28 protein-coding genes are annotated in these 25,992 nt (G+C 69.8%); 14 read left to right on the top strand and 14 right to left on the bottom strand.

Annotation, left to right across the window (positions count from 1 at the left end; genetic code table 11):
• The coding region (locus VGE49_RS08210; RefSeq protein ID WP_331034073.1) for a MarC family protein at positions 1-454 on the top strand (454 nt) is incomplete at its 5' end.
• A 3-nt stretch (positions 455-457) separates the two neighbouring features.
• Here VGE49_RS08210 and VGE49_RS08205 read toward each other — a convergent pair.
• From VGE49_RS08205 to glpK, 4 genes are all read right to left on the bottom strand, one after another.
• Entirely contained in the window at positions 458-1,264 is an 807-nt protein-coding gene (locus VGE49_RS08205) for an SDR family NAD(P)-dependent oxidoreductase (RefSeq protein ID WP_331034072.1), read from the bottom strand.
• 10 nt (positions 1,265-1,274) lie between these two features.
• Positions 1,275-1,748, bottom strand: a complete 474-nt coding sequence (locus VGE49_RS08200) for an Rrf2 family transcriptional regulator (RefSeq protein WP_331034071.1) — start codon at positions 1,746-1,748, stop codon at positions 1,275-1,277.
• Between the two features lie 91 nt (positions 1,749-1,839).
• Positions 1,840-2,910 (bottom strand): phosphotransferase, encoded by a 1,071-nt coding sequence (locus VGE49_RS08195; protein ID WP_331034070.1) that lies wholly within the window; start codon positions 2,908-2,910, stop codon positions 1,840-1,842.
• On the bottom strand, positions 2,907-4,403 hold the full coding sequence (gene glpK, locus VGE49_RS08190; protein ID WP_331034069.1) for a glycerol kinase GlpK: 1,497 nt from the start codon (positions 4,401-4,403) through the stop codon (positions 2,907-2,909). The genes VGE49_RS08195 and glpK overlap by 4 nt, the downstream gene beginning before the upstream one ends.
• Positions 4,404-4,460: 57 nt before the next feature.
• Here glpK and VGE49_RS08185 point away from each other — a divergent pair, with 57 nt between their 5' ends.
• The 3 genes from VGE49_RS08185 (at position 4,461) to VGE49_RS08175 (ending at position 7,731) form a co-directional block, all read left to right on the top strand.
• Positions 4,461-5,435, top strand: a complete 975-nt coding sequence (locus VGE49_RS08185) for a threonine ammonia-lyase (protein WP_331034068.1) — start codon at positions 4,461-4,463, stop codon at positions 5,433-5,435.
• A gap of 59 nt (positions 5,436-5,494) precedes the next feature.
• Complete coding sequence (locus tag VGE49_RS08180) at positions 5,495-5,962, top strand: MaoC family dehydratase (protein ID WP_331034067.1); 468 nt, start codon at positions 5,495-5,497, stop codon at positions 5,960-5,962.
• Positions 5,963-6,057: 95 nt separating this feature from the next.
• Positions 6,058-7,731, top strand: coding sequence for an MHYT domain-containing protein (locus VGE49_RS08175; protein ID WP_331034066.1), 1,674 nt, complete (start codon positions 6,058-6,060; stop codon positions 7,729-7,731).
• Here VGE49_RS08175 and VGE49_RS08170 read toward each other — a convergent pair.
• The gene (locus tag VGE49_RS08170; protein WP_331034065.1) at positions 7,728-8,660 is read right to left on the bottom strand and encodes a Gfo/Idh/MocA family oxidoreductase; all 933 of its coding nucleotides are present in this window, start codon (positions 8,658-8,660) and stop codon (positions 7,728-7,730) included. The genes VGE49_RS08175 and VGE49_RS08170 overlap by 4 nt on opposite strands.
• Positions 8,661-8,665: 5 nt before the next feature.
• Positions 8,666-9,826 carry a DegT/DnrJ/EryC1/StrS family aminotransferase gene (locus VGE49_RS08165; RefSeq protein ID WP_331034064.1) on the bottom strand — a complete coding sequence of 387 codons (1,161 nt, stop codon included), beginning with the start codon at positions 9,824-9,826 and terminating at the stop codon, positions 8,666-8,668.
• A 201-nt stretch (positions 9,827-10,027) separates the two neighbouring features.
• On the opposite strand from VGE49_RS08165, the gene VGE49_RS08160 reads away from it, so the two are divergent.
• The 3 genes from VGE49_RS08160 (at position 10,028) to VGE49_RS08150 (ending at position 12,577) form a co-directional block, all read left to right on the top strand.
• Positions 10,028-11,134, top strand: a complete 1,107-nt coding sequence (locus tag VGE49_RS08160) for an AGE family epimerase/isomerase (protein WP_331034063.1) — start codon at positions 10,028-10,030, stop codon at positions 11,132-11,134.
• A complete protein-coding gene (locus tag VGE49_RS08155; protein WP_331034062.1) occupies positions 11,131-11,640 on the top strand; it encodes a D-glycero-alpha-D-manno-heptose-1,7-bisphosphate 7-phosphatase in 510 nt (169 codons plus the stop codon). Before VGE49_RS08160 ends, VGE49_RS08155 begins: the two co-directional genes overlap by 4 nt.
• A gap of 67 nt (positions 11,641-11,707) precedes the next feature.
• Positions 11,708-12,577 carry an alpha/beta fold hydrolase gene (locus tag VGE49_RS08150; protein WP_331034061.1) on the top strand — a complete coding sequence of 290 codons (870 nt, stop codon included), beginning with the start codon at positions 11,708-11,710 and terminating at the stop codon, positions 12,575-12,577.
• Positions 12,578-12,693: 116 nt separating this feature from the next.
• Here VGE49_RS08150 and VGE49_RS08145 read toward each other — a convergent pair whose 3' ends face one another.
• Together VGE49_RS08145 and VGE49_RS08140 are read right to left on the bottom strand one after the other, a co-directional pair.
• A complete protein-coding gene (locus VGE49_RS08145) occupies positions 12,694-12,918 on the bottom strand; it encodes an alkylphosphonate utilization protein (RefSeq protein ID WP_331034060.1) in 225 nt (74 codons plus the stop codon).
• A gap of 99 nt (positions 12,919-13,017) precedes the next feature.
• The gene (locus tag VGE49_RS08140) at positions 13,018-15,069 is read right to left on the bottom strand and encodes an NAD(+) synthase (RefSeq protein ID WP_331034059.1); all 2,052 of its coding nucleotides are present in this window, start codon (positions 15,067-15,069) and stop codon (positions 13,018-13,020) included.
• Between the two features lie 193 nt (positions 15,070-15,262).
• Here VGE49_RS08140 and ftsY point away from each other — a divergent pair, with 193 nt between their 5' ends.
• The 3 genes from ftsY (at position 15,263) to VGE49_RS08125 (ending at position 17,761) form a co-directional block, all read left to right on the top strand.
• Entirely contained in the window at positions 15,263-16,198 is a 936-nt protein-coding gene (gene ftsY, locus VGE49_RS08135) for a signal recognition particle-docking protein FtsY (protein WP_331034058.1), read from the top strand.
• 6 nt (positions 16,199-16,204) lie between these two features.
• Complete coding sequence (locus VGE49_RS08130; protein WP_331034057.1) at positions 16,205-16,849, top strand: inner membrane-spanning protein YciB; 645 nt, start codon at positions 16,205-16,207, stop codon at positions 16,847-16,849.
• Positions 16,850-17,089: 240 nt separating this feature from the next.
• Positions 17,090-17,761: a MarR family winged helix-turn-helix transcriptional regulator gene (locus VGE49_RS08125; protein ID WP_331034056.1), complete on the top strand. Its 672-nt coding sequence runs from the start codon at positions 17,090-17,092 to the stop codon at positions 17,759-17,761.
• On the opposite strand, the gene VGE49_RS08120 is transcribed toward VGE49_RS08125, so the two are convergent.
• From VGE49_RS08120 to VGE49_RS08100, 5 genes are all read right to left on the bottom strand, one after another.
• Positions 17,758-17,994, bottom strand: a complete 237-nt coding sequence (locus VGE49_RS08120) for a hypothetical protein (RefSeq protein ID WP_331034055.1) — start codon at positions 17,992-17,994, stop codon at positions 17,758-17,760. The genes VGE49_RS08125 and VGE49_RS08120 overlap by 4 nt on opposite strands.
• A gap of 72 nt (positions 17,995-18,066) precedes the next feature.
• The gene (locus tag VGE49_RS08115) at positions 18,067-18,627 is read right to left on the bottom strand and encodes a DsbE family thiol:disulfide interchange protein (protein WP_331034054.1); all 561 of its coding nucleotides are present in this window, start codon (positions 18,625-18,627) and stop codon (positions 18,067-18,069) included.
• On the bottom strand, positions 18,624-18,776 hold the full coding sequence (ccmD, locus tag VGE49_RS08110; protein WP_331034053.1) for a heme exporter protein CcmD: 153 nt from the start codon (positions 18,774-18,776) through the stop codon (positions 18,624-18,626). Before ccmD ends, VGE49_RS08115 begins: the two co-directional genes overlap by 4 nt.
• A gap of 10 nt (positions 18,777-18,786) precedes the next feature.
• Positions 18,787-19,506 carry a heme ABC transporter permease gene (locus VGE49_RS08105; protein ID WP_331034052.1) on the bottom strand — a complete coding sequence of 240 codons (720 nt, stop codon included), beginning with the start codon at positions 19,504-19,506 and terminating at the stop codon, positions 18,787-18,789.
• 66 nt (positions 19,507-19,572) lie between these two features.
• A complete protein-coding gene (locus tag VGE49_RS08100; protein ID WP_331034051.1) occupies positions 19,573-20,598 on the bottom strand; it encodes an adenosine kinase in 1,026 nt (341 codons plus the stop codon).
• Positions 20,599-20,695: 97 nt separating this feature from the next.
• Between VGE49_RS08100 and VGE49_RS08095 the strand changes: the two genes are divergently transcribed.
• A complete protein-coding gene (locus VGE49_RS08095; protein ID WP_331034050.1) occupies positions 20,696-21,586 on the top strand; it encodes an ATP-grasp domain-containing protein in 891 nt (296 codons plus the stop codon).
• Positions 21,587-21,759: 173 nt separating this feature from the next.
• On the opposite strand, the gene nth is transcribed toward VGE49_RS08095, so the two are convergent.
• Positions 21,760-22,515 (bottom strand): endonuclease III, encoded by a 756-nt coding sequence (gene nth, locus VGE49_RS08090; RefSeq protein ID WP_331034049.1) that lies wholly within the window; start codon positions 22,513-22,515, stop codon positions 21,760-21,762.
• Between the two features lie 138 nt (positions 22,516-22,653).
• Here nth and VGE49_RS08085 point away from each other — a divergent pair, with 138 nt between their 5' ends.
• Genes VGE49_RS08085 through VGE49_RS08075 form a run of 3 tightly spaced genes read left to right on the top strand, consistent with a single transcriptional unit; the run spans position 22,654 to position 25,972 of the window.
• Positions 22,654-23,766, top strand: a complete 1,113-nt coding sequence (locus VGE49_RS08085) for an HlyD family secretion protein (protein WP_331034048.1) — start codon at positions 22,654-22,656, stop codon at positions 23,764-23,766.
• The gene (locus tag VGE49_RS08080) at positions 23,763-25,355 is read left to right on the top strand and encodes a DHA2 family efflux MFS transporter permease subunit (RefSeq protein ID WP_331034047.1); all 1,593 of its coding nucleotides are present in this window, start codon (positions 23,763-23,765) and stop codon (positions 25,353-25,355) included. Before VGE49_RS08085 ends, VGE49_RS08080 begins: the two co-directional genes overlap by 4 nt.
• Positions 25,355-25,972 carry a TetR/AcrR family transcriptional regulator gene (locus VGE49_RS08075; RefSeq protein WP_331034046.1) on the top strand — a complete coding sequence of 206 codons (618 nt, stop codon included), beginning with the start codon at positions 25,355-25,357 and terminating at the stop codon, positions 25,970-25,972. Before VGE49_RS08080 ends, VGE49_RS08075 begins: the two co-directional genes overlap by 1 nt.
• The last annotated feature ends 20 nt before the right edge of the window (positions 25,973-25,992 follow it).

Raw genomic sequence — 25,992 nt, 5'->3', positions numbered from 1 at the left:
GCTGCTGCTGCTCGGCCTCGACATGGCGCGCGAGGACTTCCTCAAGATCTTCGCCGACGCCGACGCCGTGACCGACGCCAAGGACGTGCGCGGCTACGCCAAGCGCCGCTTCAAGCGCCTGATCGTGCCCTTCGCCATTCCGCTGATGATCGGCCCGGGCGCCATCTCGGCCATCATCATCAACGCCGGCGAAGCCCAGAAGCTGGGCGCCGCGGGCACGGCCTCGTCGCTGGCGGCCATGACCGCCGCCTGCGTCGTCACCTTCTTCTGCTTCGCCGCCACCGGCCCGATCAGCCGCATCCTCGGCGACGTCGGCATGGCCATCGTGGTGCGGGTCCTGGGCCTGATCCTGTGCGCCCTGGCCATCCAGTTCATCATCGCCGGTCTGGGCGAGGCCATCCCCGGCATGTTCAGCAGCGTCGTCACCGCCCCCTACCCCGCCGGCGGTCACTAGGTCCTAGAGGCGGTCCAGCCGTCTGGCGTGGCCGCCGACCATCTTCAGCGCCAGACTGTCGGGCAGCATCCCGCCGAGCGTCGCCAGCACGTTGTTCATGACCCCCGGCGTGACGCGCGGCCGGTTGGCCTCGACCGCGTCCCAGCCGATGCGGGCCACGCGCTCGGCGTCCATCCACATCCAGGCCGGATAGGCGCTCGACACCTGCTCGCGCGAGCCGTTGACGTCGTGGAATTCGGTATAGGTGTAGCCGGGACACAGGGCGGTGACGTGCACCCCCGTCCCCTGCGTCTCCAGCCACAGCCCCTGCGAGGCCTTGATCAGGAAGCTCTTGATCGGCCCGTACAGGGTGTCGCCGCCGGTCGCCGGCATCTGTCCGGCCAGAGACGCCACATTCAGCACCCGGCCCCAGCCGCGCGCGACCATGCCCGGCAGCAGCAGTCGCGACAGCTCGACCGGCGCCGTCAGCATGACGCGGATCATGGCGGCGTGGTCGTCGGGTTCGGTCGAAAGGAAGCCCGTGGTGCGGCTGAAGCCGGCGTTGTTGATCAGGCCGTCGGCGCGCAAGCCCCGCGCGGCGATCGCCTCGACCAAAGCGACGGGCGCGCCCGGCTCGGCCAGATCGGCGGTGATCACGCTGGCGACGACGCCATGCCGGGCGCTCAGGTCCTCGGCCAGACCCTTCAGCGGCCCTTCGCGGCGCGCCGTGAGGATCAGGTCATGACTTCGCGCGGCGCAAACACGGGCAAGCGCCGCGCCGATGCCGGCGCTGGCCCCCGTGATCAGGATGGTGCGGCGCGGCTCCCCCAAGCGGCGAACGTCAGCCGACGACGCTGGGGCAGGCGGGATGGGGCGCGAACCCCCGCAGCGAGGCCGGATCGGCCTCCAGCAGGTCGGCGATGGTGATCTTCGACAGGGCCGCGCCCGCGGCCTGATCGGCGGCGGTCAGAGCCTTGGACACCTGGCGCGGGATATGCTCGCCCACCGGACAGCCCTTGGCTCCGGCGGGGGTCGAACCCAGGTGGGCGCAGCCGTTCACCGCCTTCAGCACCTCGTCCAGCTGGATGGTCTCGGGCTGACGCAGCAGCCAGGATCCGCCTGAGGCGCCGGGGCGGGTGGCGATCAGCCCCGCCTTGGCCAGCAGGGCCGTCACCCGGCGGATGACCACCGGATTGGTCGGCACCGAGGCGGCCAGTACGGCGCTGGGCGCGGCGTCGGCGGCCGAATAGGCGCCCTTGTGGGCCAGATAGGCCAGGGCGTGGGCGGCGACGGGGAATCTTTGGCTGTCAGACATCTTGATCAGTGCTCCGGATCGGAAGGTAGGGCTTCCGGCGCCGTTTCACAAATCCAACCGCAACAAAAACTGTTTTAATTATCGCCAAGCTTCACGCCCCGGCCTTGCGGGCGAAGCTCCAGGCCGCCTCCGACAGGGGTCCGACCTGGGCCGCCATGGTCCTGGCGTGGGCGCTGGCGGCGGTGCCGTCGCGCACCCGCCCGGCGATGCCCTGACAGATGGCGGCCAGCCGGAACAGGTTGTAGGCGAACAGCCAGTCGAGGTTCGACGGCGCGGCCGTGCCCGTCTTTTCGGCATAGCGTTCGACCGTCTCCTCGACCGAGGGAATCCCGAGGGCCTTCAGGTCCGCCCCCGCCAGACCATTGCGCAAGCTGGCCGGAATGACCCAGGCGATCAGCAGATAGGAGAAGTCGGCCATCGGGTCGCCCAGGGTCGACAGCTCCCAGTCCAGCACCGCCCTCACCCTCGCCTCGCTCGGGTCCAGGATCATGTTGTCGAGGCGGAAGTCGCCGTGGACGATCCGGGTCGGCCCCTCCGGCGGCAGGCTGTCGGGCAGGAAGCCGATCAGCCGGTCCATGGCCGCGATCGGCTCGATCTCGCTGGCCCGATACTGCTTGGTCCAGCGCCCCACCTGACGGCCGAAATAGTTGCCGGGCTTGCCGTAGTCGCCCAGGCCGATGGCGGCGGGGTCGAAGGCGTGCAGGGCCGCCAGGGTATCCGTCTGCGCCTCATAGATGGCGCGCCGCTCGGTCGGGGCCAGCCCCGGCAGCTTCAGGTCCCAGAAGACCCGGCCCTCGACCTTGTCCATGACATAGAAGATCGAGCCGATGACTGTTTCATCCGTGCACAGAGTATAAGGCCGCGCCACCGGAAACCCCTGGGCGTGCAGGGCCGAGATGACGGTGAACTCGCGGTCCACGGCGTGGGCGCTGGCCAACAGGGTCCCCGGCGGCTTGCGGCGCAGGACATAGGCCCGGCCCGGGGTGGTCAGCTCATAGGTGGGGTTGGACTGGCCGCCCTTGAACTGTCGAAGGGTCAGCGGCCCGAGGTAGCCCTCGACGTTGGCGCTCAGCCAGGCGTCCAGCGCCGCCTCGTCCAGCCGATAGCGTTCATCCACCTCGCGCGTGCCGGAAAAGGCTGACTGGGCGTCCAGGTCGGTCATGGTTCGTCTCCCCCAGCGGCGATGATGGCGGCCTTCACCGCCCCGCGCCAGCCCTTCAGCAGCCGCGCCCGCTCGTCGTCGCCCATGCGCGGGCGCCAAACGGCGGGGGCCTCGGCGGGCGCGGTCCACAGTTCCGACGTCAGGCCGACGCCGAAGGCCGCCAGCCGGGCCGCCCCCATGGCCGTCATCTCCTGGAAGGCGGGGCGCTCGACCTCGACCTCGCAGATGTCGGCGACGAACTGCATGGCGAAGGCGTTGGCGGTGACGCCGCCGTCGACCTTGAGGCGCGTGAGCGGCGGCGCCCCGTCCGTCTTCAGGGCGTCCAGCAGGTCGCGCGTCTGATAGGCCAGGCTTTCCAGCGCCGCCCGCACGAAGTGGGCCGGGCCGCTGTCGCGGGTCAGGCCGATGACCGTCCCCCTCGCCTCCGGCTTCCACCAGGGCGCGCCCAGGCCGGTGAAGCCTGGCACCAGATAGACCCCGCCGTTGTCCTTCAGCGTCTGGGCCACGGCCTCGGACTGACGCGAGTCCGAGATCACCTTCAGCCCGTCGCGCAGCCACTGGATCGCCGAACCGGCCGAGAAGATCGACCCTTCCAGCCCATAGGCGACCTGGCCGTCAGCGGCGTAGCCGAGCGTTCCCAGCAGTCGACTGGTCGAGGCCACCGGCCGGTCCCCGACATTGGCCACCAGAAAGGCCCCCGTCCCATAGGTGATCTTGGCGTCCCCGGCCTCCAACGCCCCATGCCCGACCAGGGCCGCCTGCTGGTCCCCCGCCGCCCCGTGGATCGGCAGGGCCCGCCCGAACAGGCTGGCGTCGCAGTCGCCCAGATGATCGGCGCAGCCCCGGATCTCCGGCAGGGCCTCGATCGGCACCTCGAACAGGTCGCACAGGTCCTCGCGCCATTGCAGCGTCTTCAGGTCCATCAGACTGGTGCGGCTGGCGTTGGTGGCGTCGGTGACGTGGCTCGTCCCGCCTGTCAGCTTCCAGATCAGCCAGGCGTCGATGGTGCCCAGCAGGACTTCGCCCTTGGCCGCCCGTTCCCGCGCCCCCGGCACGGCGTCCAGCAGCCAGGCGTATTTCGACGCCGAGAAATAGGGATCGAGGATCAGGCCCGTCGCCGCCTGCACCCTGGCCTCATGCCCCTCTGCCGCCAGCCGCGTGGTCACGTCCGCCGTGCGCCGATCCTGCCAGACGACGGCGCGGTGCAGCGGCTCGCCGGTCGCCGCGTCCCACAGCACCGAGGTCTCACGCTGATTGGTGATGCCCACGGCGGCGAAGCGTCCGACGCCGCCGGCCTTGCGCACCACCTCGCGACAGGTCTGCAGCGTCGCCCGCCAGATCTCGGCCGCGTCATGCTCGACCCAGCCGGAATGGGGGAAGTGCTGCGCCAGCTCGATCTGGCTTACCGCCACAGCGGAGAAAGCGCCCTGAGGCGACACCTCAAAAGCGATGGCCCGCGTCGAGGTCGTGCCCTGGTCGATGGCGAGGATCATGTTCGCTTGCATGAGGAGAGTTATGCAGAGGCGCGGGCTGAGCGTAAGAGGGAACCTATGCATAGGCCCAGCTTCGAAGGCGTCGTCGACGCCGCCCGCCAGATCGCCCCCGCCGCCGTCCGCACGCCGCTGATCGAGCATCCGGCCCTGAACGAAGCCGTGGGCGGCCGCGTCCTGATGAAGGCCGAGACGCTTCAGGTCGCAGGCGCCTTCAAGTTCCGCGGGGCCTACAACCGGATCAGCCGCCTGACGGCGGAAGAGAAGACGCGCGGCGTCGTGGCCTATTCCTCTGGCAACCACGCGCAGGGGGTGGCGGCGGCGGCCCAGGCCGTCGGAACCCGCGCCCTGATCGTCATGCCGTCGGACAGCCCCACGGTGAAGGTCGAGGGCGTGCGCGCCTTTGGCGGCGAGGTGCGCTTCTACGACCGCTGGACCGAGAGCCGCGAGGCCATCGGCGCCGAGATCGCCGCCGAGCGCGGCTCCATCCTGGTCCCGCCCTTCGACGACCCCTTCGTCATCGAGGGCCAGGGCACCGTCGGGCTGGAGATGCTGGAGCAGGCGGGCATCCCGATGGACCAGCTGCTGTGCGGCGCCTCGGGCGGCGGCCTGATCGCCGGGATCAACCTGGTCATGGCCGAGCAGAGCCCCGAGACCCGCGTCATCGTCGTCGAACCCGAAGCCTTTGACGACACCCGCCGCTCGCTGGAATCGGGAGAACGCACGGCCTGCCCGCAAGGCGCGCCCTCCATCTGCGACGCCCTGATGGCGCCCATGCCGGGCGAGCTGACCTGGTCGATCAACCGGCGTCTGGCCGGCGCCGCGACCGTCACCGACGCCGAGGTCGCGGAGGCCATGCGTTTCGCCTTCCGCTGGCTGAAACTGGTCATCGAGCCGGGCGGCGCCGTTTCCATGGCGGCCCTGCTGTCGGGCAAGGTCGCGGCCAAGGGCCTGACCACCGGGATCGTCCTGTCGGGCGGCAACGTCGATCCCGGCCTGTTCGCCGAGATCATCAAGGGGCGGTTCGAGAGCTGAACCCGCCCCCTTGCGCCCGCCCGCGACGCAGGCAAGGCTGCGTCAAACGGAGGGGTCCGATGACGAAGCCGAGCGATCTGCCATCCCTGGTCGGCCAGGAGGTCGGCCTCAGCCGCTGGATCACGGTCGATCAGGACCGCATCGACGCCTTCGCCCGCATCACCGAGGACGAACAGTTCATCCACGTTGATCCCGAGGCGGCGAAACACACCCCCTTCGGCGGGACCATCGCCCACGGCTTCCTGACCCTCAGCCTGGCCTCGGCCATGAGCTATGACGCCGTCGCCCCGCTGGACGGCGTGGTCATGGGGGTCAACTACGGCTTCGACAAACTGCGCTTCCTCGCCCCGGTTCCCGCCGGGTCCAGGGTGCGCGGCCGGTTCAGGCTGCTGTCGGCTGAGGACAAGGGCGCCCAGGACGGCCTGACCCGCTGGCTGCTGAAGCACGAACTGACCGTCGAGATCGAGGGCGCCGACAAGCCCGCCCTGATCGCCGAATGGCTGGGCATGCAGATGGTGAAGGCCTGAGGCTCACCCGTTTCGGGCGCTGGACAAGGTCGGGAGAACGGCGCTCCCTTCAGGGTCCAAATCTCTGCGCGTTTCAGATCGAGGGAGGCTGAATAGTGCATCCGGACGTCGTTTCCGTCTTCGACGGTCTGTCCTTTCTGGTGGCCGTCTTCGCGGCCTGGACGGCGCTGGACCTGTTCCAGCAGGTGCGCAGCCGACAGGGCGCCGGGCGCCTGGCCTGGCTGGCCACGGCGGCGACGGCCATGGGCGGCGGCATATGGTCGATGCATTTCATCGCCATGCTGGGTTTCGATCCCGGCGCGCCGGTCCGCTATGATCTGACCCTGAGCGTCGTCTCCTTCCTGCTGGCGGTCGCCGGGTCCAGCCTCGCCTTCCTGATCGCGGCGGGGCGAGCGGATCGCCGCCGCATGATCCTGGCCGGCGGGGTCATGGCGGCCAGCATCTGCGCCATGCACTACGTCGGCATGGCCGCCCTGAAGACGTCGGCGAGCCTGACCTATGCGCCCGCTCTGGTCGTCCTGTCGGCGGTCGTCGCCCTGTTCGCCTCGATCGCCGCCCTGTTCGCCATCGAACAGGACCGCTCGCCCCTGTGGCGGCTGACGGCGGCCCTGGTCCTGGGGTTGGCCGTGGTCGGCATGCACCATGTGGCCATGGCGGCCCTGATCGTGACCCCGACCCAGGTCGCCGCGTCGCTGGACCCGCCCGGCGCTCCGCCCCTGATGCTGGCCGTAGCCGTCGCCGCCGTGACCCTCGTCATCCTCTTCCTGGCCCTGGCGGCCTCCATGATCGGTCAGCGCGACAAGCTGATCTCGATCATAGACGCGGGCGGGGTCGGCTATTGGGAGCTGAGCCTTCCGGGACAGACCCTGTGGCTGTCCGGTCGGGCGCGCAAATACCTCGGCCTGGCCCGCGGCGAGCCCTTCACCGCGCGCGATTTCGCCACGAAGCTGAAACCCGAGGACCTGCCGAGGCGCGCCGCGACCCTGGCGCGCGCCCTGAACGGCGACGGCGAATACAATGCCGAATATCAGATAAGGGACAGCGGCCGCTGGCTCCTGCTGCGCGGTCGGCTGATCCGCTCGCGCTCGGGTCGGCCTATCAAGCTGGCGGGGGTCGTCACCGACGTGACCGACCGGCGTCGGGCCTTCGCCGCCCTGGCCACCAGCGAGCATCGCCAGCGCCTGCTGATCAATGAGCTGAACCACCGGGTCAAGAACACCCTGGCCACCATCCAGTCCATCGCCGCCCTGACGGCCCGGCGCTCGACCAGCGTCGAGGACTTCATGCGCCTGTTCGAGGCGCGTCTGATCGCCCTGTCCGACACTCACAACCTGCTGACCGCCAACGGCTGGGAACGCGCCCGCCTGCGCGATCTGGTGCAGCAGGAGTTCCGCCCCTTCGCCGAAGACCAACTGCGGATGACCGGGCCGGACGTGACCCTCGAGGCCGAACAGTCGCTGTCGATGGGGCTGATCCTGCATGAGCTGGTCACGAACGCCGCCAAATACGGCGCCCTCAGCCGCCCCGAGGAAACCGGCGGCCGGGTGGACATTCGCTGGACCGAGCCGGACGAGGACGGCCTGGTCACGCTGGACTGGGTCGAGCACGGCGGCCCCGTCGCGACGGCGCCGACGCGGTCAGGCTTCGGCTCGCGCCTGATCGACACCAGCATCCGCGGCACGCTGAGAGGTTCGGCGAGCATGGACTACGCCGACGGCCACCTGCATTGCCGCCTGATCTTCCGGCCGGGCGGCGCGCCGAAGGCCTAGTGCTCGCCCAGGCAGCGCAGCGCCACTTCCAGATTGCGCAGGCCGTCTTCGCCGCTGACCGCCGCCGTCTCGCCGGTGCGGATGGCGTGGATGAAGGCCTCGTGCTCCTTCTTCAGCGGCTCGGCGGGCCAGGAGTTCAGCATCCGCGTGGAGTAGGAGCCGTCCGGCTGCTGGCCGAAATACTCCGTCACCTGGCGGGTGATCAGGTCGGCGACGATGAAGCGGTTCTTGGTGGCGACCTGCAGGGTGCGGGTCTTGTAGGGCGTGACCCAGTTGGTGGTGATGTGGGCGATCACGTCATTGGCCATGCGGAACTGCAGCAGGGCCGAGTCTTCGCGGGACGCATGGGCGTGACCCAGCAGAGACTGGACCTCGACCACTTCGGAGCCGGTCAGGTGGCGGATGATGTCGATGTCGTGGACCGCCAGGTCGATGACCACGCCCACCTCGCCCATGCGCGGCGGGAAGGGGCCGACGCGGGTGATCTGGATGGAGATGATCTCGTCGCCGTCGATGGCGCGCTTGACCGTGTCCACCGCCGGATTGAAGCGCTCGACATGGCCGACCATCAGGACGCGGTTGGCAGCCTTGGCCGCGTCGATCATGGCCTGGGCGTCCGCCGTCGTGGCCGCGATCGGCTTCTCCACCAGCACATGGACGCCCGCGTTCAGCAGGGCCACGCCCAGTTCGGCGTGGAAGCGGTTCGGCGTGGCGATGACGGCGGCGTCCAGGCCGGCGGCGACGAAGGCCTGGGCCGTGGTCACGGCGGTCGCGCCATAGGCGGCGGCCACGCCCTCGGCCGTCACGGCGTCGGGATCGAAGACCGTGCTCAGCTCGACGTCGCGCAGTTCGGACAGGACGCGGGCATGGTTGCGGCCCATGACGCCGGCGCCCGCGACGCCGATCTTGAGGGGGGTCTGCTGGGTCATGAAGATCAGGCCTTGAAGCTGGCGACGGCGGCGATGATGCGGTCCTGGGTCGCTTCGTCCAGATCCGAGTGCATCGGCAGGCTGATGACGCGCTGCATCAGGCGCTCGGTCGTCGGCAGGCCCTGCGGTCCGCGCGGATACGTCTCATAGGCCGGCTGCAGGTGCAGCGGGATCGGGTAGTAGACCGCCGTCGGGATGCCCTCGGCCTTCAGGTGCGCGGCCAGGCCGTCGCGGTCCTCGTGCTCGATGGTGTATTGCGCCCAGTTCGAGACATTGCCCGCCGGCACATCCGGCACGGCCGCGACATGGGCGCGCAGGCCCTCGTTGTAGCGGGCGGCGATGCGGTGGCGCCACTCGATCTCTTGGCCGAAGACCTTCAGCTTCTCGATCAGGACGGCCGCCTGGATGGTGTCCAGACGGCTGTTCAGGCCGACGCGCATGTTCAGGTATTTGGGGTCGTGATCGAAGGTCTTGTCCTTCAGGTCGACCGCCACCGCCTTGCCGTGGACGCGGATGGAATCGATCAGCTGGGCCAGGTCGTCGTCATTGGTGAGCACCGCCCCGCCGTCGCCGTAACAGCCCAGGGGCTTGGCCGGGAAGAAGCTGGTGGTGGTGATGTCGGCCCATTTCAGCGGGTGCTCGCCGTCGATGGTGCAGCCGAAGCCCTGGGCCGAGTCCGAGATCAGCTTCAGGCCGTGCTTGTCGCAGATGGCCTTGATCGCCGGATAGTCGGCGGGCTGGCCGAACAGGTCGACGGCGATGACCACGCGCGGCGTCAGGCGGCCTTCCTTCAGCGTCGCCTCGATGGCGGCCTCCAGATGGGCCGGGCTCATGTTGTAGGTCTTTTCGTCCACGTCGATGAAGACCGGCTCGGCGTCGAACCAGGGCACGACCTCGGCGGTGGCCGCGAAGGTGAAGCTGGGCACGAAGACGGCGTCGCCGCGTCCCACGCCCCAGGCCATCAGCGGCAGGGCCAGGGCGTCGGTGCCGTTGGCGCAGCCCAGGGCGTGCTTCGCCCGGCCGAAGGCGGCCAGGTCGGCCTCGAACTGACGCACCTGCGGGCCCATGACCCAGGCGCCGCCGACGACGGCCTCCTGGACGGCGGCCTCGATCTTGCCGCCGAGGCGCAGGCGCTGGGCCTGAAGGTCGATGAAGGGAATGGTCATCAAGGGTCGCTCTCTCGGTGGGGGCCGCGCGGGCGGAACTTAAGGTTCGGCGGGCAGGCGCGAAGGCGGATCAACTATCTTGAGCGCCTCCTACCAAAGCCCGGGGCTGATCGACAAACCCGCGAGGGTCACTTCGCGTTGCCGGTTGCAACGAAAGCCATGCTTGGCAAAGCCCGCAAGCCTGCCTAAGCCCACAGGACAATGACGCTTTCAACCGCACAGGATCGGGTCCGCGACTGGCTGTTTCGCCAGGCCCTGCCGCTGTGGGCGCGGGCCGGGATCGACTCCGAAGGCCGCTTCTTCGAGAAGCTCGACTTCGACGGTCGTCCGATCACAGGCGTCTCCCGTCGCACGCGGGTCCAGGCGCGTCAGGTCTACGTCTTCGCCGAAGCCGCGGCGCTCGGCTGGATCGAAGGCGAAGCCGTCGCCCGCCTCGGGCTGGACGCCCTGATCCGCGACCACCGCCGTGACGACGATCTGTGGGTGCGCGCGACCGACGACGCCGGCGCCGTGATCGACGCCACGCCCGATCTCTACGACCTGGCCTTCGTCTTGTTCGCCCTGGCCGCCGCCCACCGCGTGCTGAAGGACGAGCGCGCCCTGCCCCTGGCCCTGTCGACGCTCGCCGCCGTCGAGGTGCGAATGGCCGACCCGGTCCACGGCGGCTGGCAGGAAGCCCTGCCCCCCGTCCTGCCGCGCCGCCAGAACCCGCACATGCACATGCTGGAGGCCCTGCTGGCCTGGCAGGCCGTCGCGCCCAATGCGGCCTTCGAGGCGGCGGCGCGATCCGTCCTGGACCTGTTCAACCGGCGTTTCTTCGACCGCGAACACCTGATGCTGGGCGAGTTCTTCACCGCCGACTGGGCCATCGCCCCCGGCGGCGCCGGTCAGGTCATCGAGCCCGGCCACCACATGGAATGGATCTGGCTGCTGGATCAGGCCCGCCGCCTCGGTCTCGACGGCCACGAGCGACAGGCCCAGGCCCTCTTCGCCTCGGCCCTGACCAACGGCGTCGACGCCCGGGGCCTGATGGTCCGCGAAATCGACCGCATCGGCGTGGTCCGCGACGGGGGCCGCCGCCTGTGGGCTCAGACCGAAGCCCTCCGCACCCTGACCCTGCGCGGCGACACGGCCCGCGCTCTGGGTCTGCTCGACGGCGTCTTCGCCACCCATCTGGCCACGGCCACGCCGGGCCTGTGGATCGACAGCTATGACGCCGAGGGCCGCCCGCAGGACGCGTCCGTCCCCGCCTCGACCCTCTACCACCTGATGACCGCCTTTTCGGCCCTGCTGACGGAGCCTGCATGAGCCGACCCGCTGCTTTTCTGGACCGCGACGGCGTCCTGATCGTCGACTGCGGCTATCCGCACCGCCCCGACCAGCTGGTGCTCATCCCCGGCGCCGCCGAGGCGGTGAAACGGCTCAACGACGCGGGCTATGTCACGGTCATCGTCACCAACCAGTCGGGCGTGGCGCGCGGCCTGTTCAGCGAAGAGACCATGCACGGCTTCAACGCCCTGCTGGTCGAACGCCTGGCCCAAGGCGGCGCCCGCATCGACGCCGTCTACGCCGCCCCCCACCACGCCGAGGCCGTGGACGAACGTTACCGCCACCCCGACCACCCGGACCGCAAGCCCAACCCCGGCATGCTGCTGCGCGCCGTCGCCGAGCACGATCTCGACCCGGCCCGCTCCCTGATGATCGGCGACCAGGCCTCGGACATGGAGGCGGCGCGGCGCGCCGGCGTGATCGGCCATCGCTTCCCCGAGGGCGGCGACCTCGATCAATTCGTCGCGGCCATCCTCTCGACCTGATCGCAATTCTTCATCTGGTGAATTACTCTGCCCGCAACGCTGGAAACGCAGCCGGGAGACACGCCTGATGACCTACGCCGAACGCCGCTGGACCTCGCCGGACGGCTTGAGCCTCTACGCCCGCGACTACGCCCCGGCCGACGGCCCGGCCCGACTGCCGGTCATCGCCATCCACGGCCTGACCCGCAACAGCGCCGACTTCGGCGTCGTCGCCGGACTGATCGCTCAAGGCGGTCGCCGCGTCCTGGCGATCGACGTGCGCGGGCGCGGCCTTTCGGAGCGCGCCGCCGATCCCATGACCTACACCCCCGACGTCTACGCCCGCGACGTCCTCGCCCTGATGGAGCAGGCCGGGATCGAGAAGGCCGTCTTCCTCGGCACCTCCATGGGCGGGCTGATCACCATGGCCCTGACGGCGATCAAGCCTCAGGCCGTCGCCGCCGCCGTTCTCAACGACATCGGGCCCGAGGTGGCGTCCGAGGGTCTGGCCCGCATCGCCGAATACACCGGCCGCAAGATCGAGATCCGCAACTGGGCGGACGCCGCCGCCTACGCCCGCGACATCAACGCCGTCGCCTTCCCGCTCTATGGCGACGCCGACTGGGACGCCTTCGCCCGCCGCATCTTCCGCGAAGGCGAGGACGGCAAGCCGGTGCTGAACTACGACCCCGACATCTCGGTCCCGATCCGGGCGGCGGGCGCCGCAGCCCTCGTGCCCGACCTGTGGCCGGCCTTCACGGCCCTGGCCGGCGGACGGCCCAGCCTGCTGGTGCGCGGCGGCGCCTCGGACCTGCTGAGCGCCGAGATCACCGGCCGGATGCGCGCGGCGGCGCCGTCCATGGCCTATGTCGAGGTTCCCGGGATCGGCCACGCCCCCATGCTGGATGAGCCCGAGGCCCGCGCGGCCATCTTCAAGTTTCTGGCGGGCGTGGCCTAAACCGTCATCCCGGCCGCAGCCGCAGCGGAAAGCCGGGACCGCCGCAAGCGCCGTCGTAAAAGGTCGCGGTCCCGGATTGCGGCTCACGCCGCTTCCGGGATGACCGTTAGGACTGGTTAGGCCTTCTTGACGAATTCCGTGCGCAGCACCAGGCCGCGCACCTTCTCGACATTGGCCTCGATCTCGTCGGGATCGCCGGTCAGGCGGATGTTCTTGACCATCGTCCCGCGCTTCAGCGTCACCCCGCCCGAGCCCTTGACCTTCAGGTCCTTGATCAGGGTCACGCTGTCGCCTTCGGCCAGGATGTTGCCGTTGGAGTCCTTGGTCACGTCGTCGGTCATGGTCGTCTCGCAGTAGGCGGGCACGCACGACGGCGACCCCGCTGGGAAGGAATCGGCCTCAAGTAGCGCGAAGCGCGATAGGCCTCAAATCCGGCGCCGTCAGGCGTCGGGAACGTTCTGGTCCAGTTCGTCCAGCCAGACACGCGCGCTGCTGTCCGACGGCGCCCGCCAGTCGCCGCGCGGCGACAGCGAGCCCCCCGTCACCACCTTGGGCCCGTTCGGCACGGCGGAACGCTTGAACTGGCTGGTCTGGAAGAAGCGGATCAGGAACTTGCGCAGCCAGGCCTTGATGGCGGCCAGGTCGTAGGCGACGCGCTCGGCCTCCGGCAGACCCGACGGCCAATGCCCCGTCGCCGCGTCGCCCCAGGCCTGATGCGCCAGATAGGCGACCTTGGACGGCTTCAGGCCGAACCGGCTGATGTAGAACAGGAAGAAGTCGTTCAGCGCATAGGGGCCGACGATGGACTGCGTCGACTGGATCGCGCCGTCGGCGCCCGCCGGCACCAGCTCGGGAGAGATCTCGGTGGCCAGGATGGCGTGCAGGGTCGGCGTCGCCGCCTCGCCCACCAGGCCGCGCTCGGCCACCCAGCGGATCAGGTGCTGGATCAGGGTCTTCGCCACCCCGCCGTTGACGTTGTAGTGGCTCATGTGATCGCCGACGCCATAGGTGCACCAGCCCAGCGCCAGCTCCGACAGGTCGCCGGTGCCGAGCACGAAGCCGCGGTTCTGATTGGCCAGCCGGAACAGATAGTCGCTGCGCAGACCCGCCTGGACGTTCTCGAAGGTGATGTCGTGCACCGGCTCGCCATTCGAGAATGGGTGGCCGATGTCGCGCAGCATCTGTTCGGCGGCGGGGCGGATGTCGATCTCGGCCCCCGTCACGCCCAGCGCCGTCATCAGGGCCCAGGCATTGGACTTGGTCCCCTCCGAGGTGGCGAAGCCCGGCAGGGTGAAGCCCAGAATCCCGTTGCGCGGCAGCTTCAGCCGGTCGAAGGCGCGGCACGCCACCAGCAGGGCCTGGGTCGAATCCAGCCCGCCCGAGACGCCGATCACCAGGGTCCTGGACCCCGCCGCCGTCATCCGCCGCATCAGGCCCTGGACCTGGATGTTGAAGGCCTCGAAGCAGTCCTGATCCAGACGCGCCGCGTCGTCCGGCACGAAGGGGAAGCGGTCCAGCGGGCGGATCAGGCCGTCGGTCGGGCCGTCTCCAGCCTCGAACGGCACCACCGTCGCGGCCTCGCCTTCCAGACGCGCGCAGTCGGCGAAGGTGCCGTTGCGCAGCCGGTCCAGACCGATGCGGTCCACGTCCACGTCGGCGATGGTCAGATGGCTGTCCAGCGCGAACCGCTCGCCCTCGGCGATCTTCGCGCCCAGCTCATGGATCGTCGCCTGACCGTCCCAGGCCAGGTCCGTCGTGCTCTCGCCCCAGCCCGAGGCGGCGAAGACATAGGCCGACAGGGTGCGGCTGGACTGGCTGGCGCACAGCAGGGCGCGCTCGTCCGCCTTGCCGATGACGATGTTGGAGGCCGACAGGTTGCACAGGATGCGCGCCCCGGCCAGCGCCGCCCGCGTCGACGGCGGCTGCGGCGCCCAGAAGTCCTCGCAGATCTCGACCGCGAAGACGAAGCCCGGCCGATTGGCGGCCTCGAACACCAGACCCGGCGCGAAATCGACGCTCTCGCCGTTCAGGACGACGGCGTCCTCGGACCGGCTGGCGGCGGGCGCGAACCAACGCTTCTCGTAATATTCTCGGTAGTTGGGCAGGTAGGTCTTGGGAACCACGCCCAGCACCTCGCCGCCGCCCAGCACGACGGCGCAGTTGAACAGGGCGTCGCCGTTGCGGAGCGGCGCCCCGATCACGGCGATCACGCCCGCTTCATCCGCCGCCTCGGCCAGACGCGCCACCTGGCGCTCCACCTCTTCCAGCAGGGCCGCCTGCATCAGCAGGTCGTCGATGGCGTAGGCGCTCAAGGACAGTTCGGGGAAGACCAGCAGGTCCACGCCTTGCTCGCCCGCCTGACGGATCAGCCGCGCGTGCTCCTCGGCGTTGGCGGCGGGGTCAGCGACATGGACCACCGGGGTCGCGGCGGCGACGCGCACGAAGCCGTGGCGGCGCGGGGCGTGGAAGGGGTGCGAACCGTGGGAAACCATCAATCCATCCGCTCATCCCCGCGGAGGCGGGGACCCAGTGAGAACCGCAACGCGCGGTCCTCGATCTTTAAGACCGTTCGATCAATATAGGGTTGCGCCCCGAAGCCAAAGCACTGGGTCCCCGCCTCCGCGGGGATGAGCGGGCAACGGGAAGTTCGTGACCTGCGAACCGGCGTCGGCTAAGGCTCGCAGCATGAGCGATACGCCCAAAAAAGGCTGGTTCCAGCGACTGAGCGCGGGTCTGTCCCGGTCTTCCAAGCAGATGACCGAACAGGTCGTCTCGACCTTCGTGAAGGAGCCCCTGTCCGAAGAGGCGCTGGAGCGTCTGGAAGAGCACCTGATCGAGAGCGACCTGGGCCCCGCCGCCTCGGCCCGCATCGTCGAACGCTTCCGCGAGCTGCGCTTCGGCAAGTCGTCCGACGAGCGCGAGATCAAGGAGGCCCTGGCCGAGGCCGTGGCCGCCGAACTGCTGCCGCGTCAAGCGAGCTTTGATCCCCTGTCCGGGCCCAAACCCTATGTCGTCCTGTTCGTCGGCGTGAACGGCTCGGGCAAGACCACGACGCTGGGCAAGATCGCCTCCGACCTGACGGCCAGGGGCGCCAAGGTGATGATCGTCGCCGGCGACACCTTCCGCGCCGCCGCCCGCGAACAGCTGAAGGTCTGGGCTGAGCGCGCCGGGGCCCATTTCGAGAGCCGCCGCGACGGCGCCGACGCCGCCGGCCTGGCCTTCGACGCCTATACGAAGGCGAAAGCCGAGGGCTTCGACGTGGTCCTGATCGACACCGCCGGGCGGCTGCAGAACAAGTCCGCCCTGATGGACGAACTGCTGAAGATCGTCCGCGTGCTCAAGAAGGTCGACGCCGACGCCCCGCACGAGACCCTGCTGGTGCTGGACGCCACCGTGGGCCGCAACGCCCTGGAGCAGGAAAAGATCTTCGGCCGCACCGCCTATGTCTCGGGCGTGGTGATGACCAAGCTGGACGGCACGGCGCGCGGCGGGGTCCTGGTCCCCGTGGCCCAGGCCTCGGACGCCCCGATCAAGCTGATCGGCGTCGGCGAAGGCGTCGACGACCTGCAACCCTTCGACGCACGCGCGTTTTCCCGATCCCTGGTCGGGCTTGAGGACTGAAAGCGTATGAGTGAAGCCGTTGAAACCAAGCGTCCGCAGTGGATCCGTCAGGCCGTCGATTTCGGCGCCCTGATCGCCTTCATGGCCGCCTATTTCATCACCCGCGACATGATCAAGGCCACCTGGGTCCTGGTCATCGCCTCGGCCATCGCCCTGACCGTCGGCTTCGTGCTGGAGCGTCGTCTGGCCCCCATGCCCCTGATCACCGGCGGCTTCGCCCTGATCTTCGGCACCCTGACCATCCTCACCGACGACGACCTGTTCGTGAAGCTGAAGCTGACTGTGCAGAACGGCCTGCTGGCCGCCGTCCTGCTGGGCTCGATCCCGCTGAAGAAGTCGCCGTTCAAGGCCCTGCTCGGCTCGGCCATGAAGGTGACGGACGAGGCCTGGCGCACGCTGACGTTCCGCTACGGAATCTATTTCCTGTGCGTCGCCATCGCCAACGAGGTCTTCCGCAGCCCCGCCGCCGTCACCGCCATCTGGTCGATGCTGAACCTGGGCACGCCCGACCCCAACGGCGTCTGGACCGCCTTCCGCGGCGTGCTGTGGATCGCCGCCTCCATCTTCGGCCTGTGCCAGGTGCCGCTGATCATGAAAAACATGATCAAGGACGAGGAGCCCGGCCCGATCTCGCCCGACACGGGACTCTGACGCCTTCGAGGAACCAAACCGCGCCTCACGGCCTCAAGCAGCGCAAGCGCGATAGGCCACAAGGATGATGCGAAGCGCGGTAGCGCCCCCGACATGGCCTCGAGCAGCCCGCAAGGGCGGTAGGCCAACATAAATGTCTTCAAACCGTCAGGCTTTCCGTCGTCAAAGCGTAAAGCGCGGCTGTTAGCTGTCACGCCATGTCCGGCCCTCTCCTCGCGGTCGGAACGGGGATCGAGGACGATGGTCAAGTCAGGCAAGCAGGCGAAAATCAAGGGCGGGCTGGCGGACTCGCCCAGCCACCTGATGCACCGGGTGCTGCAGCTGGCGCTCGACATCTACGTCGAGGAAGCCGGGCCCGACGGCCTGACCCAGCGCCAGTTCGCGGTGCTGGAGGCGGTCTCGGTCCGCTCGGGCCTCACCCAGACCGACCTGGTCAAGGCCACCGGCATCGACCGCTCGACCCTGGCCGATCTGGTCGCCCGCATGACCACCAAGGGCCTGCTGGAGCGTGAACGCTCGACGCTGGACGCTCGGGCCAAGGCCGTGCGCCTGTCCGAGGCCGGTCAGGCCGCGCTGGAGACCGCCCGCCCCCGCGTCGAGGCCGCCGACAGGCGCATCCTGGCCCTGCTGCCCAAGTCGAAACGCGAGGGTTTCCTCGACCTGCTGACCAGTCTGACCGCCGCCGCGGACGCCGCGCCCGAACAGGCCAAGGCCGAAGCCAAGGCGGCCCGGAAGGCGGCCAAGGACGCCCGCAAGGCCGAGAAGGCCGCCAGGAAGGCCCTCGACGGCGGCAAGCCGAAAAAGAAGAAGAAGCCCGTCGAAGCGTTCGCTGACGCCGGCGCCGGCGCGAACGCGGGCATGGGCGCGCTCGAGGCGGAGATCATCGCGCTCAAGGATGTGGCGAAAGCCTAGACCCGGATATCCAGCAGGGAACCCGGCCGCTGATAGCGCGTGGCCGACGGCGTTTCCTCGGCCGGCGCCGAGCGGACCGGCGTGTCCATCCGCGTCTCGACGGCGGGCGCCGCGACCGGCGCGCTCAGGCCCATGGCCGCACGGAAGAAGGCGGACTGGGAGGTTCTCAGCGCATGGGTCGGGCCGCCTGCGGAGGGCGGAAAGGCCGGACGGTCTGAAGGAATCGCGGACATGGGCCGACGATCCGCTCAAACGGTCTAGATATGGTTAATGCGCGATTCACCCTGTTTCGCGCGAAGGACGCTCTAGCGAACCGGGGCCTTCAAGGCGTCGACCAGCTTCTGCAGATCGGCCTCGGTCAGCACCGGCCCCGAGGACTTGGCCACGATGGTCCCGTAGGCGTCCACGGCGAAGCTTTCCGGCACGCCCGAGACGCCCAGGTCCAGCCCCGCCCGCCCGTCGCGGTCCGTCAGCACCAGGGCGTAGGGGTCGCCCAGCTCGTCGAGGAAGGCGCGGGTGGCGACCGGGTCGTCCTTGTAGGCCACGCCGACGACGTTGACGCCCTGAGCCTTCAGCTTCATCAGCTGCGGATGCTCCAGGCGACACGGGGCGCACCAGCTGGCGAACAGGTTGACGATCATCGGCTTGCCGACGCCCGCCGTCTTCAGGTCCAGACGCTGATCCGTCTCGACGTCGCCCTGCAGGATCGGCAGGACGGTCTCGGGGATGGGCTGGCCGACAAGGGCGTCGGGCTTGTATTCCCGCCCCTCGCCCGGCGCGCCGGACAGGTGGCCCAGCTGGATCATCATGAAGATCCCCAGGGCGGCGAGCGCCGCAATCGGGATCAGGGCGAACCAGCGGTTCATTTGCGCGCCTCTTCCAGACGGGCCAGTTCGCGCTTCCAGCGCCGGGCGGCGATCAGGGCGCGCAGCGAAAGGACGGCCAGGGCGACCGCGCTGATCGCCCAGGACGACCAGACGAAGACGCCGTAGGGGCTCATGTCGAGATCCAGCATCGGCGGCTCCTTAGGCTTCCTGGGCGGCGCGGGCGCGCAGGGTCAGCACCCGGCGACGGCGCACCTCGGTGCGGATCGACGTCAGCCAGACGGCCCCGTACAGCATCCCATAGGCCGCCATCATGGTCAGCAGGGGCGTGAGGTAAGCCGGGTCCAGACTGGTCCCGCCCGCGCGCAGCAACGAGGCCGGCTGATGCAGGGTGTTCCACCAGTCGACGGAGAACTTGACGATGGGCAGGTTGATCAAGCCGACCAGGCCCAGGACGGCCGCGGCGCGCCCGGCCTTCTGCTCATCGTCGATCGAGGCGCGCAGGGCCATGTAGCCGAGGTAGAAGAGGAAGAGCACCAGCACGCTGGTCAGGCGCGCGTCCCACACCCACCAGGTCCCCCACATGGGCTGGCCCCACAGCGCGCCGGTGATCAGGGCCAAACCCGTCAGCACCGCGCCCGGCAGGGCGGCGGCGCGGGCGGCCGCGTCGGCCAGCGGATGGCGGAACACGAGAGCGAAAAAGCTGGAGACGCCCAGGGCCGCATAGGCGCCGAGCCCAAGCGTCGCGGCGGGCACATGGATGAACATGATCCGCACCGTGTCGCCCTGCTGATAGTCGGCGGGCGCGGCGAAGCTGAACCAGGTCCCGGCCGCCAGCAGGACAAGCGCCAGCCCCCACAGCACCGGGGTCAGCGGGCGGGTGAAACGCATGAAGCGGTCGGGATTGGCGAGGCCGAACATGGTCCGCCGATTACGCGGCGCGACAGGGAACGGCAAGCGCCCCCCGCGCGTGACCTCTGGTCGCGATCAGAGCTTGAGCCCGTGCTCGGCGGCCAGGGCCGCCAGCTTGACCATCGGACGCGGCCCCCAGTGGGCGATGACTTCCGAGGCCGCCAGCGACCCCAGGGCCCCGGCTTCGGCCAGCGACAGGCCGCGCGCCAGACCCAGCAGGACGCCGGCGGCGTACTGGTCGCCCGCGCCCGTGGTGTCGACCACCTTGTCGACCGGGAAGGCGGCGATCTCGACCCGCTCGTCGCCGCGGAAGATGACCGAACCGGCGGCGCCGCGCGTCACGGCGGCGACCTCGACGATGCGGCCCAGGTGGGCGGCGGCGTGGTCGAAGTCCTCGGTCTCGAACAGGGCGTGCAGCTCGGATTCGTTGGCCAGGACGATGTCGGCCGAGGCCTCGATGAAGGCCAGCAGCTCGGCGCGCCAGCGGTGAACGACGAAGGCGTCCGACAGGGTGATGGCGACCTTGCGGCCCGCCGCATGGGCGGCGGCGGCGGCGGCCTCGAAGGCGGCGCGGGCCGGGGCCGGATCGAACAGATAGCCTTCCAGATAGACGATCTCGCTGGCGCCGATCAGCTCGGCGTCGATGTCGGCGGTGGTCAGCTGGTTGGCGGCGCCGAGGAAGGTGCACATGGTGCGCTGGCCGTCAGGGGTGACGTTGATCAGGCAGCGGCCGGTGCCGAAGCCCGAGCCCGCGCCGCCTTCCAGGACCGGGGTGTCGAAGTGGACGTGGGCGGCGCGGATGTCGTGGCTGAAAACCTCGCCCAGCGTATCCTGGGCCACCTTGCCGATATAGGCCGCGCGGCCGCCGAACGAGCCGACGCCCGCCACGGTGTTGCCGGCCGACCCGCCCGAGGCCTCGACACCCGCCGCCATGGCGTCATAGAGGGCCGCGCTCTGGTCCTCGTCCACCAGCTGCATCGAGCCGGGGACCAGCTTGTGCGCCTCGAGGAAGGCGGGCTCGCACGGGCTCAGCACGTCGACGATGGCGTTGCCGACGGCGCAGACGTCGAAGCGGGCGGTGGAGATGGCGGTCTGGGTCATGCGCGCCCCATAGCGGGCCAAGGGCGACGACGCCAGCGCCGGGCTTTTCGACGCCGCCGAAAACAGCCTATGCAGTTCCCGTCCGAGGAGGAACCGCATGACCGACGTCGCCGTCCTGACCCCCGACCCCGCCGACCCCTCCTACGCCGGGCAATGGCCGGGCGTGCTGGACCGACTGTCGGCCGCCCTGGCGACGGCGGGGATCAAGGCCCGGCCGACGCCGTGGACCGACCATGTCGAAAGCGCCCACGGCCTGATGGACTATCCGCTGGTCCTGCCGCTGATCGTCTGGGGCTACCACCGCGACCACGACCGCTGGCTTGAGGCCTGCGCGACCTGGGCCGAGGCGGGCGCGCCCCTGGCCAATCCCGCCGAAGTGCTGCGCTGGAACTCGGACAAACGCTATCTGGCCCGGCTGGCCGAAAAGGGCGTCGCCATCCCCCCGACCATCTGGGCCGACCACGCCAGCCCCGCCGTGGTCGAGGCCGCCTTCGCCGCCACCGGCGCCGAGCAGCTGATCGTCAAGCCGACCGTCTCCGGCGGGGCCTGGCGCACGCTCAAGGTCGCGGCCGGGGACCTGCTGGAGGACGCGCTGACCGACGCTCCGACTGGCGGGGCCATGATCCAGCCCTTCCTGCCGACCATCGCCACGGCGGGCGAGACCTCGCTGCTCTTCTTCGGCGGCGAACTCAGCCACGTGGTCAACAAGCGCCCGGCCCACGCCGACGAGTTCCGCATCCAGGTCCAGTACGGCGGCCAGTACCGGCGGCTGGATCAGGCCCCCGAGGGCGCCCTGGCCCTGGCAGAGCGCACGCTGGCCGCCATCGACGAGCCCCTGCTCTACGCCCGCATCGACATGGTGCCCGACGCCGACGGCCAGTGGCTGCTGATGGAGGCCGAACTGATCGAGCCCGACTTCTACCTCGGCGCCGCTCCCGAGGCCGGCGCCCGCTTCGGCCGCGCCGTGGCGGATCGGTTGGGGCTGTAGTCAGGAGCCCTCCCCCTCGAGGGGGGAGGGTTAGGTGGGGGTGAAGGCAGCCCCTGTCCTGCGAAGTGCTGGAGACTGGGCCGTCGCCTCATGCGCGCCATCGGCCAAGTCGCGTTCCACACCCCCATCCCCGGCCCTTCCCCCCCTCGAGGGGGAAGGGAGACGACAAGCGCCTAAATCCCCACGAAGCTCGCCCGCGACGGGCACAGGTCGGCAATCACGCAGGCCCCGCACTTGGGCCGCTGCGCCAGGCAGGTGTAGCGGCCGTGCAGGATCAGCCAGTGGTGGGCCTTGGGCAGCCAGGCCTCGGGCACGACCTTGTGCAACTGCGCCTCGACCTTGTCCGGCGTCGCCGCATTGGCCAGACCCAGCCGGTGCGAGACCCGGAAGACATGGGTGTCCACGGCGATGGCCGGCTCTATGCCCAGTTCGTTCAGCACCACGCTGGCGGTCTTGCGCCCCACGCCGGGCAGGGCCTGCAGGTCGGCCCGGTTCAGCGGCGCCTCGCCGCCGTGCTTCTCGACCAAAATCCGCGCCGTCGCGATGACGTTCTTCGCCTTGGTGCGATAGAGGCCGATGGAGGAAATCAGCGGGATCAGCCCCTCCTCGCCCAGGGCCAGCATCTTCTGCGGCGTGTCCGCGATGGCGAACAGGGCCTTGGTCGCCTTGTTGACCCCCACGTCGGTCGCCTGGGCCGACAGGGCGACGGCCACCACCAGGGTGTAGGGATTGACGAAGTCCAGCTCGGTCTTGGGGTCCGGCATGACGCCGGCCAGGCGGCTGAAGATCTCCTCCACCCGATCCTCGTCCGGCGGCCAGCCGATCACGGCCCCCACCGGCGCCGTCTTCGGCGCGCGCGACCGCTTGCCCTTGGGGGGCGTCAGAGCAGCGCGGACGGCCTTGGCGGCGGGACGTTTGCTTGCGGTCATGCCCCCGCTTCGCCTTCCCCGCGCGCGGCGTCAACCGGGCGCTGACGACACGGTGCGACGAAATCGCGCAGCCCCCTCTTGTATTTTGGACGGGTCTGTCCATTTTACGCGCCGAAATCCAAGCGAGCTGTCTCCCTCATGGCCCTTCCCGCCTCCCTGAAGAAACGCCTGCCCCTGATCGTCGGCGGCGTCGTCGGCCTCGCCCTGATCGGCGGCGGCGTGGTCTGGTGGCAGGGCAAGCAACGCTGGGAGGCGACCGACAACGCCTTCGTCCAGGCCGACACCGTCTCGGTCAGCCCGCGCATCAGCGGCTCGGTCGTCGAGGTCCTGGTCAGGGACAACCAGCGCGTCGAGGCTGGTCAGGTCCTGGCCCGCCTGGACGACGCCGACGCCAAGGCCGCCCTGGCCCAGGCCCAGGCCAATCTGTCGGCCCTGACCGCCGCCGTGGCCAATGTCGACGCCCGCGCCGAACAGGAACAGGCCACCATCGCCGAGCGCGCCGCCGCCGTGGCCCAGGCCCAGGCCCAGGCCGGCCTGGCCCGCGCCGAGGTCGATCGCTACGGCAAGCTGGCCGAACAGGGCTGGGTGTCGCAGCAGCGCATCGAGACCCAGCGCGCCACCGCCGCCACCGCCCGCGCCTCGGTCGCCCAGGCCCAGGCCGCCCTGACCGCCGAACAGCGCGCCTCGGTCGTGCTCGGCTCGACCCGCCAGCAGAGCGTCGCCGCCGTCGAGCAGGCCAAGGCCCTGGTCGAGCAGGCCCGGCTGACCCTGGACCGCACCGTCATCCGCGCCCCCGTCGCCGGGGTCGTCGGCGCCCGCGGCGTCCGCGTCGGCCAGGTGGTGCAGGCGGGCGGACAGATGATGTCCATCGTGCCGCTGCAGGACACCTATGTGGTCGCCAACTTCAAGGAGACCCAGGTTGGCCGCATGCGTCTGGGTCAGGCGGTCGAGATCAAGGCCGACGCCTTCCCCGACCAGGCCATCCTCGGCCGCATCGACAGCTTCGCCCCGGCCACCGGCTCCGAGTTCGCCCTGATCCCGGTCGAGAACGCCACCGGCAACTTCACCAAGATCACCCAGCGGGTGCCCGTCCGCATCGCCGTCGAGCGCCGCGCGGGCGGCGAGCCCGTCGCCCTGCGTCCCGGCCTGTCGGTCGAGGTCAAGGTGGACCTGAAGAGCCAGGGCGGCGCCGCCTTCGCCGACGCCCATCTGGGCCAGGTCGAAACCGCGTCTCTGGACCCGGTCCGGTGAGAGACGGCGACCTTCCCGCCGACGGCGCCGCCGTCGCGGAAGCCAAGCCCGAGATCAACTGGACGGTGCTGCTGCTCGGCTTCGCCGGCATGGTCATCGGCCAGTTCATGGCCATTCTGGACATCCAGATCGTCGCCGCCTCACTGCCCCAGATCCAGGCCGGGGTCGGCGCCTCGGCCGACGAGATCAGCTGGATCCAGACCGCCTATCTGATCCCCGAGGTCGTGATGATCCCCCTGTCGGGATACCTGTCGCGGCTGTGGGGCACGCAGAAGCTGTTCCTCGCCTCCTGCATCGGCTTCCTGATCATGAGCGTGGCCGTGGGCCTGTCGACCTCGGTCGAGATGATGATCTTCTTCCGCGCGCTTCAGGGCTTCCTCGGCGGGGCCATGATCCCGACCGTCTTCGCCGTGGCCTTCACCGCCTTCCCGCCCGAGAAGCGCGTCACCGCCAGCGTCATCATGGGCCTGATCGTCACCCTGGCCCCCACCGTCGGCCCGACCCTGGGCGGTCATCTGACGGAATGGCTCAGCTGGCGCTGGCTCTTCTTCATCAACATCTTCCCCGGCGTGATCGTCCTCTTCCTGGTCGGCCGCTACGCCCACTTCGACAAGGGCGACGCCAGCCTGGCCAAGGGCTTCGACTGGTGGGGCCTGGGCCTGATGGCCGCCTTCCTGATGAGCCTGCAATTCGTGCTGGAGGAAGGGGCCAGGAACGACTGGTTCGCCGACGACCACATCCTGTTGCTCAGCCTGGTCGCCCTGATCTGCGGCCCGGCCTTCATCTGGCGCTCGCTGGTCTACTACAACCCGATCGTCGAGCTGCGCGCCTTCGCCAACCGCAACTTCGTCGTCGGCGTCGTCATGACCTTCATCGTCGGCGCGGCCCTGTTCGGCGGCACCTTCCTGCTGCCCCTCTTCCTGGGCCGGGTGCGCGACTATTCGGCGGCCGAGGTCGGCACCACCATGGTGGTCTCGGGTCTGGCCATGTTCGCCACGGCGCCCTTCGCCGGGCGGCTGGTGCGGCTGCTGGACCCGCGCATCCTGATGTTCCTCGGCTTCATCCTGTGCGCCTGGGGCATGTGGGACGCGCGCCTGGTGACTGAGGACTGGGGCTTCTGGGAGTTCGCCGGGGTTCAGGCCGTGCGCGGCTGCGGCGTCATGATCGCCATGATCGCCTCGCAGCAAGTCACCATGTCCACCCTGCCGCCGCACATGGTCAAGAACGCCTCGGGTCTGGTGAACCTGAGCCGCAACGTCGGCGGCGCCTTCGGCCTGGCCATCCTCAACACCTCCCTGACCCAGAACGCGGCCCTGCACATGGTCGAGTTGACCAGCGCCATCAACCAGTCGGATGTGGCCGTCCGAAACATGATCGCCGGCCTGGCCCAGCGTTTCTCGGGCTCCATCGACCCGCAGGCCTCGGCGATGAAGGCCTTCTACGGCATGCTGCAGAAGCAGGCGACGACCCTGGCCTTCGGCGACGCCTTCGCCCTGCTGGCCATCGCCTGCGCCTGCGCCGCCTTCGTCACCCTTCTGTCCAAGCCCGGCAAGGCCGATCCCTCGGCCGGGCCGTCCGAGGTCCACTGATGCCCCGCGCCCCCGGTCAGGTCGACGAGCTCAAGAGCGCGGCCATCCTTCAGGCCGCCGCGGACCTGTTCGTGGAAAAGGGCGCGGGCGCCTCGATGACCGAGATCGCCCGGCGCGCGGGGGTGTCGAAACAGACCCTCTACAACCGCTTCCCCACCAAGACCGACATCGGCCGGGCCCTGGCCGCCCAGCGGTCCGACGCGGTGACGGCGCCCCTGAAATCCGGGGCCTCGCCCGAGGCGGTGCTGACCGCCATCGCCGAGACCCTGATCAACAAGATCTGCCGCGAGGGCAAGGGCGCCTCCCTGCGCGGCGTCGCCCTGATGTCGCCCGAAGCCCCCGAGCTGGCTCGCGCCATCTACGACGCCGGGCCGGGCGAAAGCGTGCGCCGCATCGCCGCCTGGCTGACCGAACAGGATCGCCTCGGCCTGCTGTCCGTGCCGGATCCCGCCGTCGCCGCCGAGATGTTCGCCGGCATGGTGCTGGGCCACGCCCACCTGCGCTCGGTCCTGGGCCTGCCCCACCCCGACGCCGACGACGCCCCGGCCCGCGCCCGCGAGACCGCCCGCCGCTTCATCCGCGCCTTCGCCCCCGACGAGCCCCCCTTACGAGCCTGAGGTTTGGCCCTTTCGCCGGA

Origin of the sequence: Brevundimonas sp., assembly GCF_036405315.1 — a bacterium.
Lineage (GTDB): Bacteria > Pseudomonadota > Alphaproteobacteria > Caulobacterales > Caulobacteraceae > Brevundimonas.
The sequence above is the reverse complement of the archived record's forward strand: the minus strand, read 5'-3'. Positions and strand labels throughout refer to the sequence as shown.

What these genes read in the sequence shown, in the direction of transcription:
- ccmD (WP_331034053.1), bottom strand. Translation starts at nt 18,776, where the DNA reads ATGCTGGATCTCGACATGAGCCCCTACGGCGTCTTCGTCTGGTCGTCC.
- VGE49_RS08170 (WP_331034065.1), bottom strand. Translation starts at nt 8,660, where the DNA reads ATGACCCAGCAGACCCCCCTCAAGATCGGCGTCGCGGGCGCCGGCGTC.
- VGE49_RS08180 (WP_331034067.1), top strand. Translation starts at nt 5,495, where the DNA reads ATGACGAAGCCGAGCGATCTGCCATCCCTGGTCGGCCAGGAGGTCGGC.
- VGE49_RS08095 (WP_331034050.1), top strand. Translation starts at nt 20,696, where the DNA reads ATGACCGACGTCGCCGTCCTGACCCCCGACCCCGCCGACCCCTCCTAC.
- VGE49_RS08195 (WP_331034070.1), bottom strand. Translation starts at nt 2,910, where the DNA reads ATGACCGACCTGGACGCCCAGTCAGCCTTTTCCGGCACGCGCGAGGTG.
- VGE49_RS08150 (WP_331034061.1), top strand. Translation starts at nt 11,708, where the DNA reads ATGACCTACGCCGAACGCCGCTGGACCTCGCCGGACGGCTTGAGCCTC.
- VGE49_RS08185 (WP_331034068.1), top strand. Translation starts at nt 4,461, where the DNA reads ATGCATAGGCCCAGCTTCGAAGGCGTCGTCGACGCCGCCCGCCAGATC.
- VGE49_RS08085 (WP_331034048.1), top strand. Translation starts at nt 22,654, where the DNA reads ATGGCCCTTCCCGCCTCCCTGAAGAAACGCCTGCCCCTGATCGTCGGC.
- nth (WP_331034049.1), bottom strand. Translation starts at nt 22,515, where the DNA reads ATGACCGCAAGCAAACGTCCCGCCGCCAAGGCCGTCCGCGCTGCTCTG.
- VGE49_RS08100 (WP_331034051.1), bottom strand. Translation starts at nt 20,598, where the DNA reads ATGACCCAGACCGCCATCTCCACCGCCCGCTTCGACGTCTGCGCCGTC.
- glpK (WP_331034069.1), bottom strand. Translation starts at nt 4,403, where the DNA reads ATGATCCTCGCCATCGACCAGGGCACGACCTCGACGCGGGCCATCGCT.
- VGE49_RS08115 (WP_331034054.1), bottom strand. Translation starts at nt 18,627, where the DNA reads ATGAACCGCTGGTTCGCCCTGATCCCGATTGCGGCGCTCGCCGCCCTG.
- ftsY (WP_331034058.1), top strand. Translation starts at nt 15,263, where the DNA reads ATGAGCGATACGCCCAAAAAAGGCTGGTTCCAGCGACTGAGCGCGGGT.
- VGE49_RS08165 (WP_331034064.1), bottom strand. Translation starts at nt 9,826, where the DNA reads ATGACCATTCCCTTCATCGACCTTCAGGCCCAGCGCCTGCGCCTCGGC.
- VGE49_RS08160 (WP_331034063.1), top strand. Translation starts at nt 10,028, where the DNA reads ATGACGCTTTCAACCGCACAGGATCGGGTCCGCGACTGGCTGTTTCGC.
- VGE49_RS08105 (WP_331034052.1), bottom strand. Translation starts at nt 19,506, where the DNA reads ATGTTCGGCCTCGCCAATCCCGACCGCTTCATGCGTTTCACCCGCCCG.
- VGE49_RS08155 (WP_331034062.1), top strand. Translation starts at nt 11,131, where the DNA reads ATGAGCCGACCCGCTGCTTTTCTGGACCGCGACGGCGTCCTGATCGTC.
- VGE49_RS08200 (WP_331034071.1), bottom strand. Translation starts at nt 1,748, where the DNA reads ATGTCTGACAGCCAAAGATTCCCCGTCGCCGCCCACGCCCTGGCCTAT.
- VGE49_RS08145 (WP_331034060.1), bottom strand. Translation starts at nt 12,918, where the DNA reads ATGACCGACGACGTGACCAAGGACTCCAACGGCAACATCCTGGCCGAA.
- VGE49_RS08075 (WP_331034046.1), top strand. Translation starts at nt 25,355, where the DNA reads ATGCCCCGCGCCCCCGGTCAGGTCGACGAGCTCAAGAGCGCGGCCATC.
- VGE49_RS08130 (WP_331034057.1), top strand. Translation starts at nt 16,205, where the DNA reads ATGAGTGAAGCCGTTGAAACCAAGCGTCCGCAGTGGATCCGTCAGGCC.
- VGE49_RS08125 (WP_331034056.1), top strand. Translation starts at nt 17,090, where the DNA reads ATGGTCAAGTCAGGCAAGCAGGCGAAAATCAAGGGCGGGCTGGCGGAC.
- VGE49_RS08120 (WP_331034055.1), bottom strand. Translation starts at nt 17,994, where the DNA reads ATGTCCGCGATTCCTTCAGACCGTCCGGCCTTTCCGCCCTCCGCAGGC.
- VGE49_RS08140 (WP_331034059.1), bottom strand. Translation starts at nt 15,069, where the DNA reads ATGGTTTCCCACGGTTCGCACCCCTTCCACGCCCCGCGCCGCCACGGC.